The organism is Nostoc sp. DedQUE05 (assembly GCF_034530955.1).
Classification (GTDB): Bacteria; Cyanobacteriota; Cyanobacteriia; order Cyanobacteriales; family Nostocaceae; genus Nostoc.
The window spans coordinates 1-17,626 of sequence record NZ_JAVRCB010000047.1; the positions used below are offsets into that span (position 1 = coordinate 1).

Below are 17,626 nucleotides of genomic sequence, written 5' to 3' on the forward strand. Positions count from 1 at the left end.
ATGCAGCGTTTATATCCAAGCTTAACCTAGCAAAATTGCCTTGGCAGACTACTAGCTCAGAATATCCTCCTCAAGAGTTTGTTGAGTATTGATTCTGAAGACAAAATTTCCGAGATGAATCAAGCATGGGATACTGCTTACGAGTATCTTAGTAGTCAACTATGGGCAGTCTTCAAACTACCTCTATGGATACCCACACCGAAAAACCGCGCCTTTGTGCAAGCGATGGGAACACTAGATAGAATCGTCTATCGGATTATTCGCTCCCGCCGGGAAAATAGTAATAGTCCTGACGACCTGCTCTCTATGCTGATGGATACTTACGATGAAGAATCTGGTCAGAGAATGAGCGATGAACAACTGCGCGATGAGATTATGACCATCTTTACCGGTGGATTTGAAACGTCAGCAGCTGTACTTGCATGGACTTGGTACTTGCTCTCTCTTCATCCTCACGTCGAAAGTCGGCTCCAAGATGAACTCAAGAGTGTTTTAAATGGGCGTACTCCGACTCTTGAAGATTTACCAAACTTGAAATATACCAGGATGGTACTGGAAGAATCGATGCGGCTTTATCCTGGTGCATGGGTCTATACTCGTACTAACTTACAGGCCGACCAGGTTGGAGGCTATCACATACCAGCTAACTCTGTAATCATAATTAGCCCTTATGTCACCCATCGCCTACCGGCTTTTTGGGAGAATCCCGAAGACTTTGACCCTGAGCGCTTTACAAAAGAACAAGCGGCTGCGCGTCCCCGCTATGCTTACTACCCCTTCGGCGGCGGCCCACGCCAATGCATAGGTGAGATATTTGCGATGACTGAAATGCAGTTGATAGTTGCAATGGTAGCTCAAAAATATCGGCTGCACTTAGTATCTGGACATCCAGTTGAAGAGGAGCCAATGTTCACATTACGTCCCCGTTACGGCATCCTCATGACATTGGAACCACAAATCAGTTTTGGTGATGTTTACACACCAAATATTCAGAAAGGAATCACACTAAGATAAACGCAAACCTTGAATTTAACTGGCCTTTGGGTGTAGGGAAAAACATCACAATACTTGGCGCGGTAGTGCTTCACTTACACCCAGCCTTAGCAATGATTTTACTTTTGATTCGTGCCATTCTATTCCAAAAGTTTTGTTAACTTAATTTGTTGCCATACTCAGATGAAAGAGAGACTTTTAAGTTATGAATATCGCCAATCATATCGAGCGCGGTCATTTATTATTTCCTGAGAAAATCGCCCTGATTTTTGAAGATAAATCTTTTACTTACAGCCATCTAGATCGGTTAGTAAATCGAGTAGCTAATAGTTTACAAGGATTGGGAATAAGAAGAGGCGATCGCGTGGCCTTGTTTTTGCCAAATATTCCAGAGTTCATTACTTCTTATCTTGGCATTCTCAAAATTGGTGCGATCGCTGTTTCTGTAAATGTGATGTTGAAAAGTTCTGAAGTCAGCTATATTCTTCACGATTGTGCTGCTAAAGCCATCATCACCACAGAGTCAGGTAGTTTGGAGGTATTAGAGGCAGATTTACCCGAATTACAACACATTTTGATTGCAGAAGGTAGCGCCAAAAAGGGGATAATTTTAGCTCAACTAATAGAAACCTCTTCCCCAAATGCCCGCGCTGTGAAAATGGATCGCCATGCTCCTGCTAGCATAGTCTACACATCAGGAACCACAGGTTTTCCTAAAGGAGCTACTCTTTCTCACGGCAATATCATCTCTAATATGTATTCCCAAAATCGTTGTTGTGGAATGCAAGCTAATGACCAATTATTACTTTTTCTACCATTATTTCATTGCTTTGGTCAAAATGCAATTCTCAATGCTGCACTCAATACTTGTTCCACCCTCGTCCTGCAACGGCGGTTCGATCTGACACAAGTTTTAAATGCGATCGCTACTCATAAAATCACCATGTTCTTTGGTGTGCCGACAGTATTCATCAAAATCTTAAATAGCGACATACCTCAGCAAACCTTTGAGAGCATACGTTATTACTTTTCTGCTGCGGCACCTATGCCAATTGAAATAGCTCAAATTTGGCAGAAAAAGTATGGAAAAGTGATTCATGAAGGCTATGGTTTAACTGAAACATCACCATGTGCATGTTATAACCACGACTTGAAATACAAACTCGGTTCCATTGGCGCTCCCATTGAAAATGTAGAAATGAAAATTGTTGATGCTGACGATCATCAGGTACAGCCTGGTGAATTGGGTGAGATTGTCATCCGCGGCCCCAACGTCATGCTTGGTTATTGGAATCGCCCATTTGAAACTGCTGAAGTCATTAAAAATGGTTGGTTATATACTGGCGATATTGGTCGAATGGATGAAGACGGTTTTTTCTACATCGTCGATCGCTTAAAAGACATGATTAATGTCTCTGGATTTAAAGTATATCCAACTGAAGTTGAAAATGTCATTTATCAGCATCCAGCAGTTGCCGAAGTAGCTATTTATGGCATCCCTGATAGTTTCAAAGGTGAGATAATCCAGGCGAATATCGTAGCTAAATCTGGTAAAGAAGTTACAGAAAAGCAAATTATTGAATTCTGTCGGCAAAGGATGGCAGTCTACAAAATCCCCCATGTAATTAACTTCGTGGATTCAATTCCTAAAAATCCTACAGGTAAAGTACTCAAGCGAGTTTTACGTAAGCAATCAACATCTCAATTCGCCACTATTACCTATTAGTTGACAACCCAAACAAACTACCAAAATAAAAAAATAAATAGAGGTTTCATCGATGCGTCATACTAATGTTAGAACTAATCATAAGTCAGTTGAACATACAATAGCTGAATCTGCTATTGGATCGCAATCCACAAGCTCTTCTTTGCTATCCCCTCATGGAAAGCCCAGCTACTCAGAATCAACTGAAATAACAGTTGCAGCAGCTATAGTCAAAATGCTGGAAGATTTGGGAGTACGCCAAGCTTTTGGTCTATTTGGAGGTGGAATTACGCCACTGGTAGCTATGCTAGAGCAAAGCTCAATCCAGGTGCTGCAATTTCGTCACGAAACCGGAGCAGCCTTTGCAGCTATTGAGTCGTATTTTGCCAATGGTCGTCCTGTGGTAGTATTCACCACAACCGGGCCAGGAATTACCAACGCCCTGACTGGAATGTTTGCTGCACGCTGGGAAGGTGCAAAGGTAATTTTTCTCTCTCCTTCTACCTCAACACAGCAACGTGGACGCTGGGCTTTTCAAGAAACTAGTGCCTACACAATGTCCAATACAAGTATTTTTACTTCAGGAAAGCTTTTCCATTATGCAACGACTATTGAATGCAGCGATGAACTTCCAGTAACTGCTCGCAGACTTGCCCTCGGTCTAGGACAACCTGGTAGCTTTGTTGCACATTTAAGTGTCCCCCCGGTGATTCAGACAAGTTTTCTCAAGGCATCAATACCCCGTATAACTAGCTCACTAATTCTGCCATCTGCGGGAGAAGATACTGTTTGGAAATCTGTACAATTGTTATCTGAAGGGCCGTTTGCTATTTGGGTGGGCTTTGGTGCCAGGGATGCCGGAGAAGAAATCCGCCAACTTGCCGAGAGAACCGGATCTGCCGTAATGTGTTCGCCTCGTGCTAAGGGTATATTTCCTGAAGATCATCCTCAGTTTGTGGGTGTGACAGGCTTCGGTGGACATTCCTCAGTTCTGACATATATGCAATCACAAAGTCCTCTGCGCGTACTGGTTTTGGGAACAAAATTGAGTGAATTTACCTCATTCTGGAATCTGGAAATGATTCCCTCACGCGGTTTTATACATGTCGATATTGACCCAGAAGTACCTGGAGTTGCTTATCCATCTGTTGAGACAGTGCCTATTCAGTCTGATGTCGGAGAATTTGTTAAAGCATTATTGAAGCATTTTCCCAAGCGTTCCGATCGATTACCAGTCTCATCGCTGCCCCGACCCAAATTCGATCCGATTGATTCTCAGAATGATGGTTTAATTAGACCAGAAATACTGATGGATCGGATTCAACGTGTAATTGTCGAAAATAGTGATGCAATAGTAATTACCGAGGCGGGTAACTCCTTTGCTTGGGGAACCCACTGGCTACGGTTTAACACCTCTAGACGATATCGAGTCAGTACTGGTTTTGGCTCAATGGGTCATGCTGCCACAGGTGTTGTCGGTGCTGCACTGGCACGCAATAGTAAAGCTGTTGCTATTCTTGGGGACGGAGCTATGCTCATGAACAGCGAGATTAGTACTGCTGTCAAATACAAAATTCCTGCCGTTTGGATTGTACTCAACGATGGCCATTACAATATGTGCGACCAGGGGATGAACTTGTTGGGATTTAACGGTGTAGACGCAGAGATACCCAGTACCGATTTCGTCATGATTGCTCGTGGGATGGGAGCTGATGGCATCCGGGTGGAGCAGGAAGCCGATGTCGAAGCCGCTTTAGAAAAAGGGCTGATTTCAAATGTCCCCTTTGTGATTGATGTCGTAATCGATCCGACCAGACCTGCCCCCATTGGCGCTCGGATTCAAAGTTTGATTTCACAAGTTGCAAAAGAATCTTAATTTTCTTAATTTTAAGGAGTAATATCATGACACATCAACCAGTAGGTATTCGTTCAGTTGCCCTTAACTTCCCTAGCATTGTGCGTACCAACGATTATTGGCAACAGAATTACCCAGAATTGGTAACTGAGGCAGAGAGCAGAACCCTCGCGAAGCTGTTTAAACCTGCTGAACCTGCCGTTAACCAAAAAGAGCAAGACCTCCTCTGGTCTGAAGCTATAAGACCTTATCTGTCCGATCCCTTCCGAGGTACTGTTGAGCGGCGGGTGCTGGCTCCTGGTGAAACATCGTTAGCCTTAGAGTATGGGGCGGCTAGAAGTGCCCTGGAAGCGGCAGAACTTTCCACAGATGAAGTCGATCTGATGATTGTAACTACTCTGTTTCCTGAGCAAATCGCTCCTGGTAATGCTTCTTATCTCGCCCGTAAATTAGGATTGAACTGCCCCGCCTGGAATCTGGAATCAACTTGTTCGAGTGCTTTAGTGGCAATGCAGAACGCCTCGGCGTTAGTGCAAACCGGAGAGTACCGCAATGTCCTAGTAGTGATTTCGTGCATCTATTCGCACTTTGTTGATGAAGATGATACCCTTTCGTGGTTTATGGCCGATGGTGCTGGTGCATTTTTAGTTAGTACCCTCAAACCGAACCAAGGAGTCTTGGGTACGAAAATTGTTCACACTCAAGCAACTTGTGGTGCTTTCTTTAATGAACTAGTTACAGACGCGAATGGCTTGCCAAGGATGCGGATACAGACTGGTGAAAGCGCCAGTAAGCAACTAGGTGGCACATCTGTTCATCTTGTCCGTACTTGCTGTGAAGGTGCGATCGCATCTGCTGGTGTTAGTCTCGATGATATTAAGTTCTTTGCTTTCAATACACCAACTGCCTGGTACGCTAATCTGTGTGCCCGCTCACTAGGTATCGATCCAGACCGTACAATCAATCTCTACCCGTATTATGCAAACATTGGGCCTGTCCTCCCCATTGCCAATCTGTACTACGGCGCTCAATCAAAGAAAATTCGCGAAAACGATTTAGTGCTTGTTTATACTATTGGTTCAGCATCTACTGCTGCTGCCACCGTCATGCGCTGGGGTGAAGTCAAACTGGGAACCCTCCCTGCTTCCGCAGTCAATCTGAATAAGTCAGTTAGCAACATCCTGACTACTGTATAGCAATTAATCTCAAAATCATCCCACAGGAGTTTCTTTGAGAAACTCCTGTGAATGAACCAACAATTCCACAGTTTCTATTGGTGGAAAACTGAAAATATTTGCCTACATAATTTGCGATCGTTATCAGGAGAACAAAAATGTCTCAAGATCAGAAACAAAAACAAGCTCAAACTTCTACTAATTCCTACTTCCCTAAGACCTTAACTGCACCTGGTCAACTCTTTGGCACATTTGAAGACAATATACTGGTTGGTAGTACAGGCAACGATCAAATTTTTGGTTTGGCGGGCGACGATCTGATTTCGGGACGTGAAGGTGATGACTTCATCGTTAGTGGGACTGGAAATAAACTAGTGATTGCTGGGCCTGGAAATGATACTGTTGCGGCCACAGGAGGCAACCAATTCATTTTAGGTGGTGCCGGAAATGATGAACTTGCGGGTGCTAACGGCAATGACCTGATACTTGGTGAAGATGGCGACGATTTTATCAATGGTAAAGACGGGATTGATGATATTTCGGGTGGTACTGGCAACGATTTCATCTTGGGCGGTCTTGGGAATGACAAAATTTTGGGTGATGATGGCAACGACCGAGTTTTTGGTGGAGAAGGTGATGACGACATTTCTGGTGTCGCCGGAGAAGACTATATAGATGGTGGTTTAGGGAGCGATCGCGTCTTGGGTGGTTTTGACGACGATCGAGTTTTTGGTGGAGAAGGTAACGATATAGTTGTTGGTTCGGTCGGTAATGACTATGTAAATGGTGGTTCTGGAGATGATGTAATTATTGGCAGTAATCCATTTATCCGCATACCTGGACTGGACGGTATTGAAAGAGATGAGATGCTCGGTGGTTCAGGGCACGATACTTTTGTACTTGGGGATGTTGCTGAATCCTACTATGATAATAAAGGTGGCTCTGACGTTTCTGACGCTGGTTTAATTGTTGACTTCAACCCTGATGAGGATTTCATTCAACTGAAAAAGTTGACAGATGGTAGCACTTATGTAGTAGCTCCTGGGCCTAATTCGACTGCGGGAAATGAATACACCACAGACATACTCATCAGTCGGCCAAATCAGCCGCTAGAACTGATTGCTAGCGTGCAAAGCGTGAAAAATCTGGATTTAAACGATAGTTACTTCGTTTATGTTTCCGCCGATGCCGGATTAATTGTTGGCACAAATAGTAATGATGTTATCGGTGGCACTACGGGTGACGATAACATTTATGGTTTAGACGGCAACGATTTGATCGACAGCCGTGACGGCAACGATTCTATCTATGCTGGGGCAGGAAATGATTTGATTGTTTCTACTTCTGGAGATGATGTTGTCTCAGCTGGAACTGGTGATGACATCGTTGCCGCAGGTTTTGGGAATGACATTATTTCGGGTGGCGATGGTCTTGACCAATTATTAGGCGACGAGGGCGATGACTTTCTGGATGGTGGTTCTGGAACTGATGACCTTTTTGGGGGAGTCGGGGACGATGTTATTTTAGGTGGTGATGGCAACGATCGCATTTTTGGAGAAATCGGCAACGATCAAATCAATGGTGAAGATGGTAATGACGACCTCAATGGCGGAGATGGTAACGATACTATTTATAGTGGTTTAGGTAAGGATAGAGTTTTAGGTGGTGCCGGTAATGACCGGATATTAGGTCAAGAAGGTAACGACATCCTTGATGGTGATGTCGGGAATGACATCATCAATGGTGGAGATGGTGATGACTTCCTTAATGGTGCGGATGGCAAAGACAACCTCTATGGTGGTACTGGCAATGATATTATCGTCGGTGGGACAGAAGCAGACTTACTAGTTGGTGCATCCGGGAACGATTTTCTCTCTGGTGAAGCTGGAGATGATGTGATTGTTGGTGTTGACCCATTCGATCCGTTATTTGGGTTTGGTCGTGGTGAAGTTGATACGCTCACCGGCAATCAAGGCAGAGATACATTTATTCTGGGGAATAACGGTCATGTATTTTATGATAGTGGCAATTCTGATGTTTATGATGCTGCGATTATTACTGACTTCAAAAAGAATGAAGATTTCATCCAATTGCAAAGTGTAACGGATGCTAATTATGTTTTAGCTACAGGTTCTAGCTCTCCTTCAGGTGTAGCATCCACAGATATATTCTTACAAAGAGCAAATCAGCCTCTAGAATTAATTGCTACTGTCCAAGGAGTCACAGGTTTAAATCTGAGTGATAGCTATTTCGTTCGCGTTTAAAAAGTCTCAAGAAATTCCCAGTTAGTCGTTTTCTACGATAGGTTATTGGAAATTCCCAACATTGAGATTTGGCAAATAGAATCTGGGAAACTGGCTTTAGAGGATGTTTGAAAAGTCATGATTGATGTATCAAATATTTTTTTACCACTCCCTAACCCTGCTCGGATGTATTGGGGAGAGAATCGGATTTTTCTTGTTTCCCCCCTTTATAAGGGGGGACTAAGGGGGGTAAAAACGCAATTAAAATCACAGTTAACCACTTTTCAAACAACCTCTTAGCGCTCGCATATATTTTCAGCAGCAAAAAGATATTTTTTTTTGAAATTATTTCTTCATCGCTATGCCAGGTTCCTAGTATTTTGTAACTTAAATTTTTGGAAGTAATCAATTATGAAACTGCGTTATCAGCACAAATTATTAGGGTTTATACCACTTTTATTTACCTTGGGCTTAACTACTCCTGTAATTTCTTTTAGTAGTCCGGCTCTTGCTAGTGAATTCAGTTTGCAATCAGAACCTTACGACCCACTGAAAACCCATTTGGAATTGTTTACAGAACCTTGGTCTCAAAATCCCACAGTTAAGGCAGCCCTTCAAGCAGATAACGGCAACTTGCAGTTACTTACTGGAAATAAAAAAGTTTTTTATGACGAAATTTCTGTTTTGGTTGACAAAATGCCCCAAGGGCTAACCCCTACAGATTTTCTCTTAGAAATAGCTAAAGACCCAAATGGGGCAATAAATTATCAATCTTTTGATGATTATCTCTCTAGCGGTGATGATACGCTCAATCAGCTAATTCCCAGGAACACCTCCACACCACCAAAGGTAGGCGATATTTATGATATAAAATTACGCCTTTTTGCAGCACTGGGTCTTCCTAATTACGAAGATGATGTTTCTGTGATGCTTACAGATTTGACCGACGATCATTTTACCTTATCAACTATTACCAGTGGCGTAACGGGAAAACATCCAGTGAACGGCTCAAGAAAATTTGGGTTTAAAGAAAACCCAGATGGTACGCTGACATTTTATACTAACTCTGTCACACAGTTGACTAATGTATTTGGAGATTTTGGTGGTGATTTCGGGGGGCCTCCTGAAATGGGTTGGACAAACTATATCAAAGGTTTAAGTCAAGAAGTTCGTAATAGAGGCGGGGAATCTGAGGAAAGTACTCTGAGAAAATTCACCGCTACTTATCCTGGTTTACCAGTTTCTTCTATCGCTGTTCCAGAACCAACTTCTACATTGGTGATTTTGGGTTTTACTGCTTATATCGCTACAAATTTAGTACGGAAAACTAGACAAAAAAATAGAACTTTAATCAAGTCTGAAAAGTCAAATAAAATGTTTAGAGTTAAGGAGTTTAGATAATGCTTCAGCGTCAAGTTCTCGTAATTGGTGCAACTGGTTTGCTTGGCGGCAAAGTGGTTAAAGAACTGCTGCAAAAAGGTCATAGAGTCCGTGCTTTAGTTCGCCCTGGAACTGAAGCTTCTCACTTGCAAGCTCAAGGTGTGGAAATAGTTCGGGGCGACATAACCGAGTATGAGACACTTTTGCCTGCAATGCATAATATTGATGTTGTAATTACAACGGCTAACGGTTACTCACATAGAAAGAAAGGAGACTCTTTAGAAAACACTGACGACAAGGGAAATCGCAATCTGGTTGATGCAGCCAAGCAAATGCAAATTAAATTGTTCGTTTTTACAAGTATTTTGACGGCAGAAAAAGCAAAATCTGTACCTCACTTTTATCAGAAATCTGTGACTGAGGACTATATTGAGAAATCTGGAGTTCCTTTTGTATCGTTGCGACCAGGCGGATTTGTTGATACACTATTGGGCTTTAGTCTTAAAGATATCAAAAATGGTAAATTTCGAGCTATGGCTGATGCAGACGCGCCAGCATCGACGATTCACTCAGATGATGTGGCCCGGTATCTTGTCTTAGCTATTGAGACACCTGAAGCTGTAGGACATCGCATCGATTTGGGCACTGAACAGCCAACTAACCTTAGAGAGATTGCTAATTTACTCTCAGAAATAACTGGACAGAAAGTGCAATTGCAAACAATTCCACCTTTGGTCAAAACAATCTTGTTTAAGTTTATGGCAGTTATTAATCCTATGTTTCGGGGTACTGATAAGGCTATGGAATATGTTTCTTCAGGTAAATATGTAGCTGATACTACTTTGCAACGTCGTTTATTTGCTGAGGTTCCGTCTTTGAGAGATTCTATTAGACGTTGGGCAAACCAAAATGGGCTGGCGGTAACGAGGTAATTTATTAGCATCAGTTTGATCCAAACAATCTCATCCAAACTAGTTTGGATGGGAACAAAAAGAGTGGAATCTACATCTATTGAGGTTTTTATGGGCGATCGCAACCCTAAAAAATATAGGGTGAACTTAATAGCGATCGCAATTACTACAATATTGCTGCGATCCAAATTCTAAAGTGTTTTCTCAGACTTTTTGCGTAAATATCAAAGAAAGACGCGATAAATAAGTATCATCCGTAACTATTTCCTACCAAACTTGAATTTTGTAAGTCAAGTTCTAGATTAATAAATCCACATTTATTCGCAGATGCAGACATAGATGTTCAAAACTTGATTAAACAAGAAAATATTCAAGCAATAGAGCCGATGTCTGCGCTTACAACATCAAACTAAAACTAGCTCACCATCAATTCAGATCGAAAGGAGAACAAGAATGACAGAATATAATCGCTTTCAACAGACACCAGCCAACAAATCTAGTAAGTCATTGTGGGTGGTTGGAGACTTGGTTAAATTTATCTCCACTGGCGAAGATACTGGTGGTAAATACGATCTATTTGATGCTTATGTTCCATCAAATGTCGGGACTACACCGCATATCCACCTTCAGCAAGATGAAGGATTTTACATTGTCGAGGGAACTGTAAAATTTCAGTTGAACGATCGAGTTATTACCGCAACTCCTGGAACTTTTGTGAATGTGCCTAAAGGGCAAACCCACGCCTATCGCAATCTTGAAGATCGACCAGCGAGAATGATTATCCAAGGTATTCCCTCCGGGCTTGACAAATTGATTGAGGATACAAGTCGTCCAGGGACAGATATATCTGCGGCTTTTCCGCTATTTACAGATGAAGGACTTGATAAAATCGTGCAAGCCTTTAAGGACAACGCATCAGTACCCCTAGACTCAATAATTTTTGCTGGCACTGAATACAGCGTCAATGAAGATGGTTCTCCCATAGCAGCAGTAACTTTGATCCGCCCGTTAGATGATACAGGGGCAGTTGGCGCTACTATCACTTTAAAAGATGGTACTGCTAAATATCTCGAAGATTATAACGGTTCTCAGCAAATAAAGGTTAACTTTGCTGACGGAGAGAGAGTTAAAGTTGTAAACATTGCGATCGTTGATGATAATAATTCAATCGAGGCTAATAAAACTATCAACCTCACCTTGAGCGATGCTACTGGCGGTGCAATCATTGGGCTATTACAGAATACAGCTAGTTTGACAATTGTAGACAATGACGCTCGACCCAAAGGAAAAGACGGTGTTCTTCTGGTTGGAGATGATAGTGATAACATCCTTATCGGTGGGAAAAGCAGTGAAAACATTATTGGTGGAAAAGGAAACGACCTCCTTACGGGTGGTGGAAATATAGACTTGTTTACAGTTCAACTTGGTAACGGCATCGACACCATTACTGACTTTGGTGGTGTAGGGTCGGGATCTCGGCCATCTACAGACGTATCTGCTGAAATTGATACTCTAAAATTTGAGGGTAATGGGCTGACTGCTAGAAATCTGCTCTTAACTCAGAATCAAGACGATCTGCTCATAACCTTTGAGGGAGTTGAGAATACTGGGGTCGTCTTGCAAAAATTTGCCTTACAAAACCTAGATAACCTTCGCCAAGCCACAGGTGCATCGGTGGATATTGGCAATATTTTGTTTAACGGGCAGACGGGGTTTCAAGATAGCTTTGATGTCTTGAATGCGAATGAACAAAGAAGTAGTGTTTACAATCGTAACTCGGTAACATTCCTGAACGATCTTAATAATAATACTAGTGGCTTTGACAAATCTAATGATGTTATTAACGGTCAGGGTGGCAATGACTATCTGTTGGGGTTGAGCGGTGATGACTTGCTTCGGGGCGGTGCTGGCAATGATACCCTTGTAGGCGGCTTTGGTTGGGATACTCTGATTGGTGGTAGTGGCAAAGACACATTCTCCTTTACATCTGGATCGGGGATTGATACCATTGTTGACTTTACTGATGGGGAAGATTCTATTGGGCTTTTTGGTGGTCTGACATTTGCCGATTTAACAATCTATCAAGGTACTGGTGGTAGTGTAAATGATACTTTGATTAATATTACCAGCAGCAATGAGCCTTTAACGATCTTGAGTGGGGTACAAGTCAGTACTATAACAAGTGCTGATTTCTTGATTGTCTAGCTCTCTTTAACTAATCTGAGATTGCCAAATAAAACTATCAACAATTGAGATTTACAATTGGCAATTGCTGTGTACAGAAAAACTTAAATACGCAACCTTCAAATTAATATGGATAAGCTCACTTTTTCAACGCACATAGATCAACATTCCAGCGTGTCAAAGGTATCGGGAGAATGGCGAGTCCGAGGACTTCGAGGCGCAACGACAGTCAGCTACAACTCTATAAAAGCAATTACTGAGGCTGTAGATGAATTATTAAACGCCTTAGAAACAAACAATGTTTTAGATCCTGATGAAATCGTCAGTGTTACCTTTTCGGCAACTTCAGATTTGGATGCAATGTTTCCGGCTGCGGTAGCACGTCGTCGTCCTGGTTGGGATCGAGTTCCTTTGCTAGATGTGCAACAGATGCAGGTTGCCAATAGCCTCGATCGCTGCATTCGGGTGCTAATCCACTTAAACACTCCTCTACCCCAGAATGCATTACGCCCAGTCTATCTACACCGTGCCGCTCAGTTACGTCCAGATATAGCATTGTTACGTTAGGCGATCGCAAAACCTCATCCAAAAATTTAAGCTAGCACACAGCTTTTTACGAGAAGAAGTCAATGGTGCTGGCGAGGAAAGTACTTATGTGATAATGCCCTAAGGGACTTCCAAATAAAAAATAATCAATCGCTTTGGAAAGACTTGGGAGAGATATTGCTACCAAGTCTACCAAGTCTACCAAGTCTACCAAGTCTACCTTGTCCCCCCTGCTTTTATTGGATGCAAAAATTGAGTAATTTAATTTTTGGATGTCCCTAAGTGTATTACTGGCAGCCAAAGAAGTTGGACAAAAACAATCATCTTTTGTAATTCAGGAGGCAGGAGACGGAAGGGAACCCATATTTAAAAACGTGGGAGACATTGCAGTTTTGGCTGATAAATATCTCTGGATCTACCCTCTTGCGGTAAAGTTGCATAAGAATGTGCATCTAAAGCCAGGAGGAAAGAGTTGTGAAAGCAGTCTTGATGACAGCAGCTGGCAATCCCGAAGTTCTACAAGTGCAGGATGTGCCAAACCCTGCTGTTCCTGTCGGGAATACTGAACTTTTAGTGCGTTTGGTGGCGGCTGGCATTAACCCCATTGACACTAAACTTCGGAGTCGAGGCAGTTTCTACCCCGATCGCACGCCAACAATTTTAGGATGCGATGGTGCAGGGATCGTTGAAGCAGTGGGTGCTGGCGTTCAGCGTTTTCGCGCAGGTGAGGAAGTATATTTTTGCTATGGTGGCTTGGGCGCACACCAAGGAAATTACGCTGAATATACCGTTGTCGATGAGCGGTTTGTGGCACGTAAACCCGCCTCTATCTCCTTTGCCGAAGCCGCAGCAGCGCCTTTAGTATTAATCACCGCCTGGGAAGCTTTATATGAACGGGGACGATTAGAACCTGGGGAACGGGTTTTGATTCATGCGGGTGCTGGTGGTGTCGGCCATGTAGCAATTCAATTGGCGAAACTCAAAGGTGCTACTGTTTCCACGACAGTGGGTTCTGAAGAAAAAGCTAATTTTGTCAAAGAACTTGGTGCCGATAATGTAATTTTTTACAAACAAACAGACTTTGTGCAAGCGGTATTAGATTGGACTGGTGGCGAAGGCGTAGACTTGGCTTTTGATACCGTAGGCGGCGAAACTTTTCACAAAACCTTCCCCGCAGTGCGAGTCTATGGCGATATTGTCACAATTCTCGAACCAAATGCCAATACTGTTTGGAAAACTGCTAGAACTCGCAACCTCCGCATTGGTTTAGAATTCATGTTGGCACCAGCCTTGCTAGGATTACAAGATAGTCTCCACCATCATGCAGAAATTCTCGAACAATCTGCCACCTGGATCGATGAAGGCAAATTAAAAATCCATGTGAGTCACAAATTTCCCTTAAAAGAAGCAGCTAAAGCCCACCAATTAATTGAAAGTGGGTCTGTGACAGGTAAAATTGTTCTGCTGATTAGTGACGAACGATCGAAACAATTTGCATAATTTATCTTTTAAACGCAAAGGCACGCAGAGGTTAAACGCAAAGGTACACAGAGGAGTTTCTTGGCGTACCTCTGCGCTTCCCTTAGCGTTCCTTTGCGTTTTACTCTTCCTCCCCCTACCAGCTTCGGCAGCACAAACACAACCAGAACGCACACCCTTAACCCTAGAATTATTGCAAGAACGACTACGCACACCGATACTCCGCGAAGGAAATTTAACCGTAGATTTGCAAAAAATGGCGATCGATTTACGCCCAGAAAACGCCAGCTTTCGTGATGCTTTTTACCAACTACTGCGAAAAGAACTCGGTACAAAACCTTTGGGTTTAGACCTCAGCTATGCTTTGATTCTGGGGGATTTTGTCGGCAGCGATTTGGGTTTAAGAACACCATTATATGCAAAAGCGATCGCACCCATTTTCACCGCTACCGAACAAGAAAAACTAGAACGTTTGCGCTTTGTTTGTCTAGAGTCACTCGCCATCGCTTTACCCAACTCTAAAGATTGTCGATCGCTTCTGGGAACAGAGTCAACCCCAGCCAGTGAAATCGCCGTCTTTCGTGGTGTCTTAACACTGGTGCAAACTCGCTTCAACGGCGAAGTGAAGTTTTCCAATACTTTTTTTCTTCAGTCTGTTGATGCCCAAGGTGCAACTTTTCTCCAACCTATTGACTGGACTCAAACCAGATTTGCTCGTCCTGTTAGTTTTACCAGTGCTAACTTCCAGCAACCAAGCAATTTTCAGGGCAGTATATTTTTTGAAAAAGCTAACTTTAAAAAAATTAAATTTCGGGAACTGGCTGATTTTCAAGGTAGTATCTTTGAGACAACTGCCAACTTCAACCAAGCAACTTTTAAACAGTTGGCTAAATTTAGTAGTGTCCAATGGCAAGGAAATGCTGATTTTTCGGAAGTAGATTTTGCCAGTCAAGCCCAGTTTACTAAAGCCGATTTTAATCAGTTTCTTCTTTTAACAGAAGCGATTTTTGAGCAAGGTGTAAGCTTCCGAGAAGCGGAGTTTAACCTATTGATAAATCTGCAAGGTGCGAACATTCTTAACCTTGCAGATTTTAGTGATGCCAGGTTTGCTAAAGAGGCTTGTTTAAGCGTACCTGGTTTAAGTTTTAACTCTAACCAAGCGAAAATTTTAGGTAATCCCGGTGAGATTGGTCAGATGTTCTGCATCCCAACATTGCAAGGTAATCAAAACGTCTTGCGGAATTTGGGGCAAAATTTTCGTCAGCAACAGCAAGTTGCCGATGCTAATAAACTGGAATACACAAAACAACGATTGCGATTAATCGAGTTTGGGCATCGGTTGACGGCTACAAATATTAATAGTGCAACTGTTGCAAGTTTAATGAATTTGGGTTTTTCTGCAACTCAAGCCCAAGCGATCGCCCAGCGTCGTCTGGTAAAATCCTTTCGTAACAGTAGTGAGTTACTCACCATTGCAGACATCGATTTAGAAAAATATACCCAACTAAGCGATCGCTTAATTGTTGGCGAAACCCTTTCTATTGTTGGGTGGTTGCTGCAAGCTTGGAGTTGGTTGGCGTTGAGTGTATTGTTATTGTTGAGTGGCTATGGGACAAATTTTTGGTTAGTCTTTGGCGTGGGAGGATTAGCGATCGCTTATTTCGGGCTACTATTTTGGCTAGTGGATCGCTATCGTCGGCTGCATCCGGTACCAATTATTCCCACATATTACGAAACCATTTCGATATTAATCAGTTTTAGCGTTTTAGAATTCTTCAGCTTACTAGCGATCTTTCGCAATGCCGAACAACCTTGGCTGACATTGGGATGTCTGGTAATAATTCTTGTCCCCGTCCCAATGGCTTTATTAATCCGACTTTACCAACAAGGTCGTTATCATGACTTAATGGACGTTTCTTACTTCACAGAAGATGGCACATTTCGCCAGTTACGATTATTGATTGGACGTTTGCCAGTGATACCAAGGAATGAGACATTTCGGGAACGATATATGCCTCTGTTGGGCGATCGCCGTTGGAACTGGCTCAACTACTATGATTTTAGTCTCAACAATCTAGTGAAATTAGGATTTAACGACATTCGCTTGCGAGATGAACACCTACCAGGTATCATCTCTGCACTTGCTTGGTATCAATGGAGTTTGGGTTTAATTTACATCACCCTAGTTTTATGGACACTTTCCCGCACAATTCCGGGATTGAATTTGCTGATTTATCTGAAGTAATTCCTGCACTTTTTATTAGCGCTAATATGATACAACGTAGTGTATAATGCCAGCAATTATACTATTTCCTGCTATCAGTCTCGTAGTATATAGCGGTTATCGTTTATATAAAGAAGAGTGTTTACACGTTTCAAATACGGGATGAGGATATGACTGTGTTGCACCCAAGTGAAAACCACTATAACGTCAGATCAACCCAGATTAAATATAGCCGTAGTCACACATGTTAGGATATTTTGAAAGCATGAAAGTTAGGAATAGTAATACTTTTACCTCCTGCCTCTGGTCACTAAGCGTCTTGCCCTGACCGCAGTCGTTGGCGCAGCCTCTTGTAGAGAAGGGAGTCGAAGTGCTGCCTTCTGCCTCCTGCTATATCTAAAAATTTGGTAAATTTATCAAAAGATTGTTCATTGTAAATAAATAAGTCGGCATAATAAAACCAAACTATGTAAATAAATATAAACTAGGCTAAAACCCTTTCCTCTCCTGCCTTTTGACTTCTGTCTCTTACCTTATCCCAACGACAAATTTTTACACCAACCTACTTAATATTTAAACAAAATTAAATTTTATTATACAAATAAATCATTTATTTTTTCTAAATTATTATCTAAAAATATCTACAACTTTGATATTTTTATCAAAACATTTTTCATTGTTTTTGAAAATTAAATCATATACATTGTAAGTGTAAGTAGCAAGTGATGAAAAATTGATTATCTAATAAAGATAACAAAATAATTTAACAGCTACTAACTAGTTTTGCTAACAAAAAGATAACAAATAAGTCAAAAAAAAGACTTAAGTTTTGTCTATTTTAACGTGAATTCGACGGATCTCAAAAACCCCGTTTCCATTCCTTTCTCCCACAGCGAGAGAGGCTTTGAAACCATAATTTTCTCGTTGTCAA

General features: G+C 42.1%; 11 protein-coding genes. All 11 read left to right on the top strand.

Going from position 1 to position 17,626, the window contains the following annotated elements; genetic code table 11:
- Positions 1-81: 81 nt before the first annotated feature.
- Complete coding sequence (locus RMZ42_RS27720; protein ID WP_322674434.1) at positions 82-1,014, top strand: cytochrome P450; 933 nt, start codon at positions 82-84, stop codon at positions 1,012-1,014.
- Between the two features lie 184 nt (positions 1,015-1,198).
- On the top strand, positions 1,199-2,719 hold the full coding sequence (locus RMZ42_RS27725; RefSeq protein ID WP_322674435.1) for a long-chain fatty acid--CoA ligase: 1,521 nt from the start codon (positions 1,199-1,201) through the stop codon (positions 2,717-2,719).
- Between the two features lie 52 nt (positions 2,720-2,771).
- On the top strand, positions 2,772-4,574 hold the full coding sequence (locus tag RMZ42_RS27730) for a ScyA-related TPP-binding enzyme (protein ID WP_322674436.1): 1,803 nt from the start codon (positions 2,772-2,774) through the stop codon (positions 4,572-4,574).
- Between the two features lie 26 nt (positions 4,575-4,600).
- Positions 4,601-5,749 (top strand): 3-oxoacyl-ACP synthase III family protein, encoded by a 1,149-nt coding sequence (locus tag RMZ42_RS27735; protein WP_322674437.1) that lies wholly within the window; start codon positions 4,601-4,603, stop codon positions 5,747-5,749.
- Between the two features lie 137 nt (positions 5,750-5,886).
- On the top strand, positions 5,887-7,992 hold the full coding sequence (locus RMZ42_RS27740; protein WP_322674438.1) for a calcium-binding protein: 2,106 nt from the start codon (positions 5,887-5,889) through the stop codon (positions 7,990-7,992).
- A 390-nt stretch (positions 7,993-8,382) separates the two neighbouring features.
- On the top strand, positions 8,383-9,372 hold the full coding sequence (locus RMZ42_RS27745) for a hypothetical protein (RefSeq protein ID WP_322674439.1): 990 nt from the start codon (positions 8,383-8,385) through the stop codon (positions 9,370-9,372).
- Positions 9,372-10,283, top strand: coding sequence for an SDR family oxidoreductase (locus RMZ42_RS27750; protein ID WP_322674440.1), 912 nt, complete (start codon positions 9,372-9,374; stop codon positions 10,281-10,283). The genes RMZ42_RS27745 and RMZ42_RS27750 overlap by 1 nt, the downstream gene beginning before the upstream one ends.
- Before the next feature lie 432 nt (positions 10,284-10,715).
- Positions 10,716-12,467 (top strand): cupin domain-containing protein, encoded by a 1,752-nt coding sequence (locus RMZ42_RS27755; RefSeq protein ID WP_322674441.1) that lies wholly within the window; start codon positions 10,716-10,718, stop codon positions 12,465-12,467.
- 153 nt (positions 12,468-12,620) lie between these two features.
- The gene (gene aroH / locus RMZ42_RS27760) at positions 12,621-13,013 is read left to right on the top strand and encodes a chorismate mutase (RefSeq protein WP_409882178.1); all 393 of its coding nucleotides are present in this window, start codon (positions 12,621-12,623) and stop codon (positions 13,011-13,013) included.
- 453 nt (positions 13,014-13,466) lie between these two features.
- On the top strand, positions 13,467-14,492 hold the full coding sequence (locus RMZ42_RS27765; protein ID WP_322674443.1) for a zinc-dependent alcohol dehydrogenase family protein: 1,026 nt from the start codon (positions 13,467-13,469) through the stop codon (positions 14,490-14,492).
- Positions 14,485-16,716, top strand: a complete 2,232-nt coding sequence (locus RMZ42_RS27770; protein WP_322674484.1) for a pentapeptide repeat-containing protein — start codon at positions 14,485-14,487, stop codon at positions 16,714-16,716. Before RMZ42_RS27765 ends, RMZ42_RS27770 begins: the two co-directional genes overlap by 8 nt.
- Positions 16,717-17,626 lie beyond the last annotated feature (910 nt).

Bases quoted from the DNA above. Each gene is read 5' to 3' on its own strand.
- RMZ42_RS27730 (WP_322674436.1), top strand. From the start codon at position 2,772: ATGCGTCATACTAATGTTAGAACTAATCATAAGTCAGTTGAACATACA.
- RMZ42_RS27750 (WP_322674440.1), top strand. From the start codon at position 9,372: ATGCTTCAGCGTCAAGTTCTCGTAATTGGTGCAACTGGTTTGCTTGGC.
- RMZ42_RS27745 (WP_322674439.1), top strand. From the start codon at position 8,383: ATGAAACTGCGTTATCAGCACAAATTATTAGGGTTTATACCACTTTTA.
- RMZ42_RS27755 (WP_322674441.1), top strand. From the start codon at position 10,716: ATGACAGAATATAATCGCTTTCAACAGACACCAGCCAACAAATCTAGT.
- RMZ42_RS27725 (WP_322674435.1), top strand. From the start codon at position 1,199: ATGAATATCGCCAATCATATCGAGCGCGGTCATTTATTATTTCCTGAG.
- RMZ42_RS27740 (WP_322674438.1), top strand. From the start codon at position 5,887: ATGTCTCAAGATCAGAAACAAAAACAAGCTCAAACTTCTACTAATTCC.
- RMZ42_RS27735 (WP_322674437.1), top strand. From the start codon at position 4,601: ATGACACATCAACCAGTAGGTATTCGTTCAGTTGCCCTTAACTTCCCT.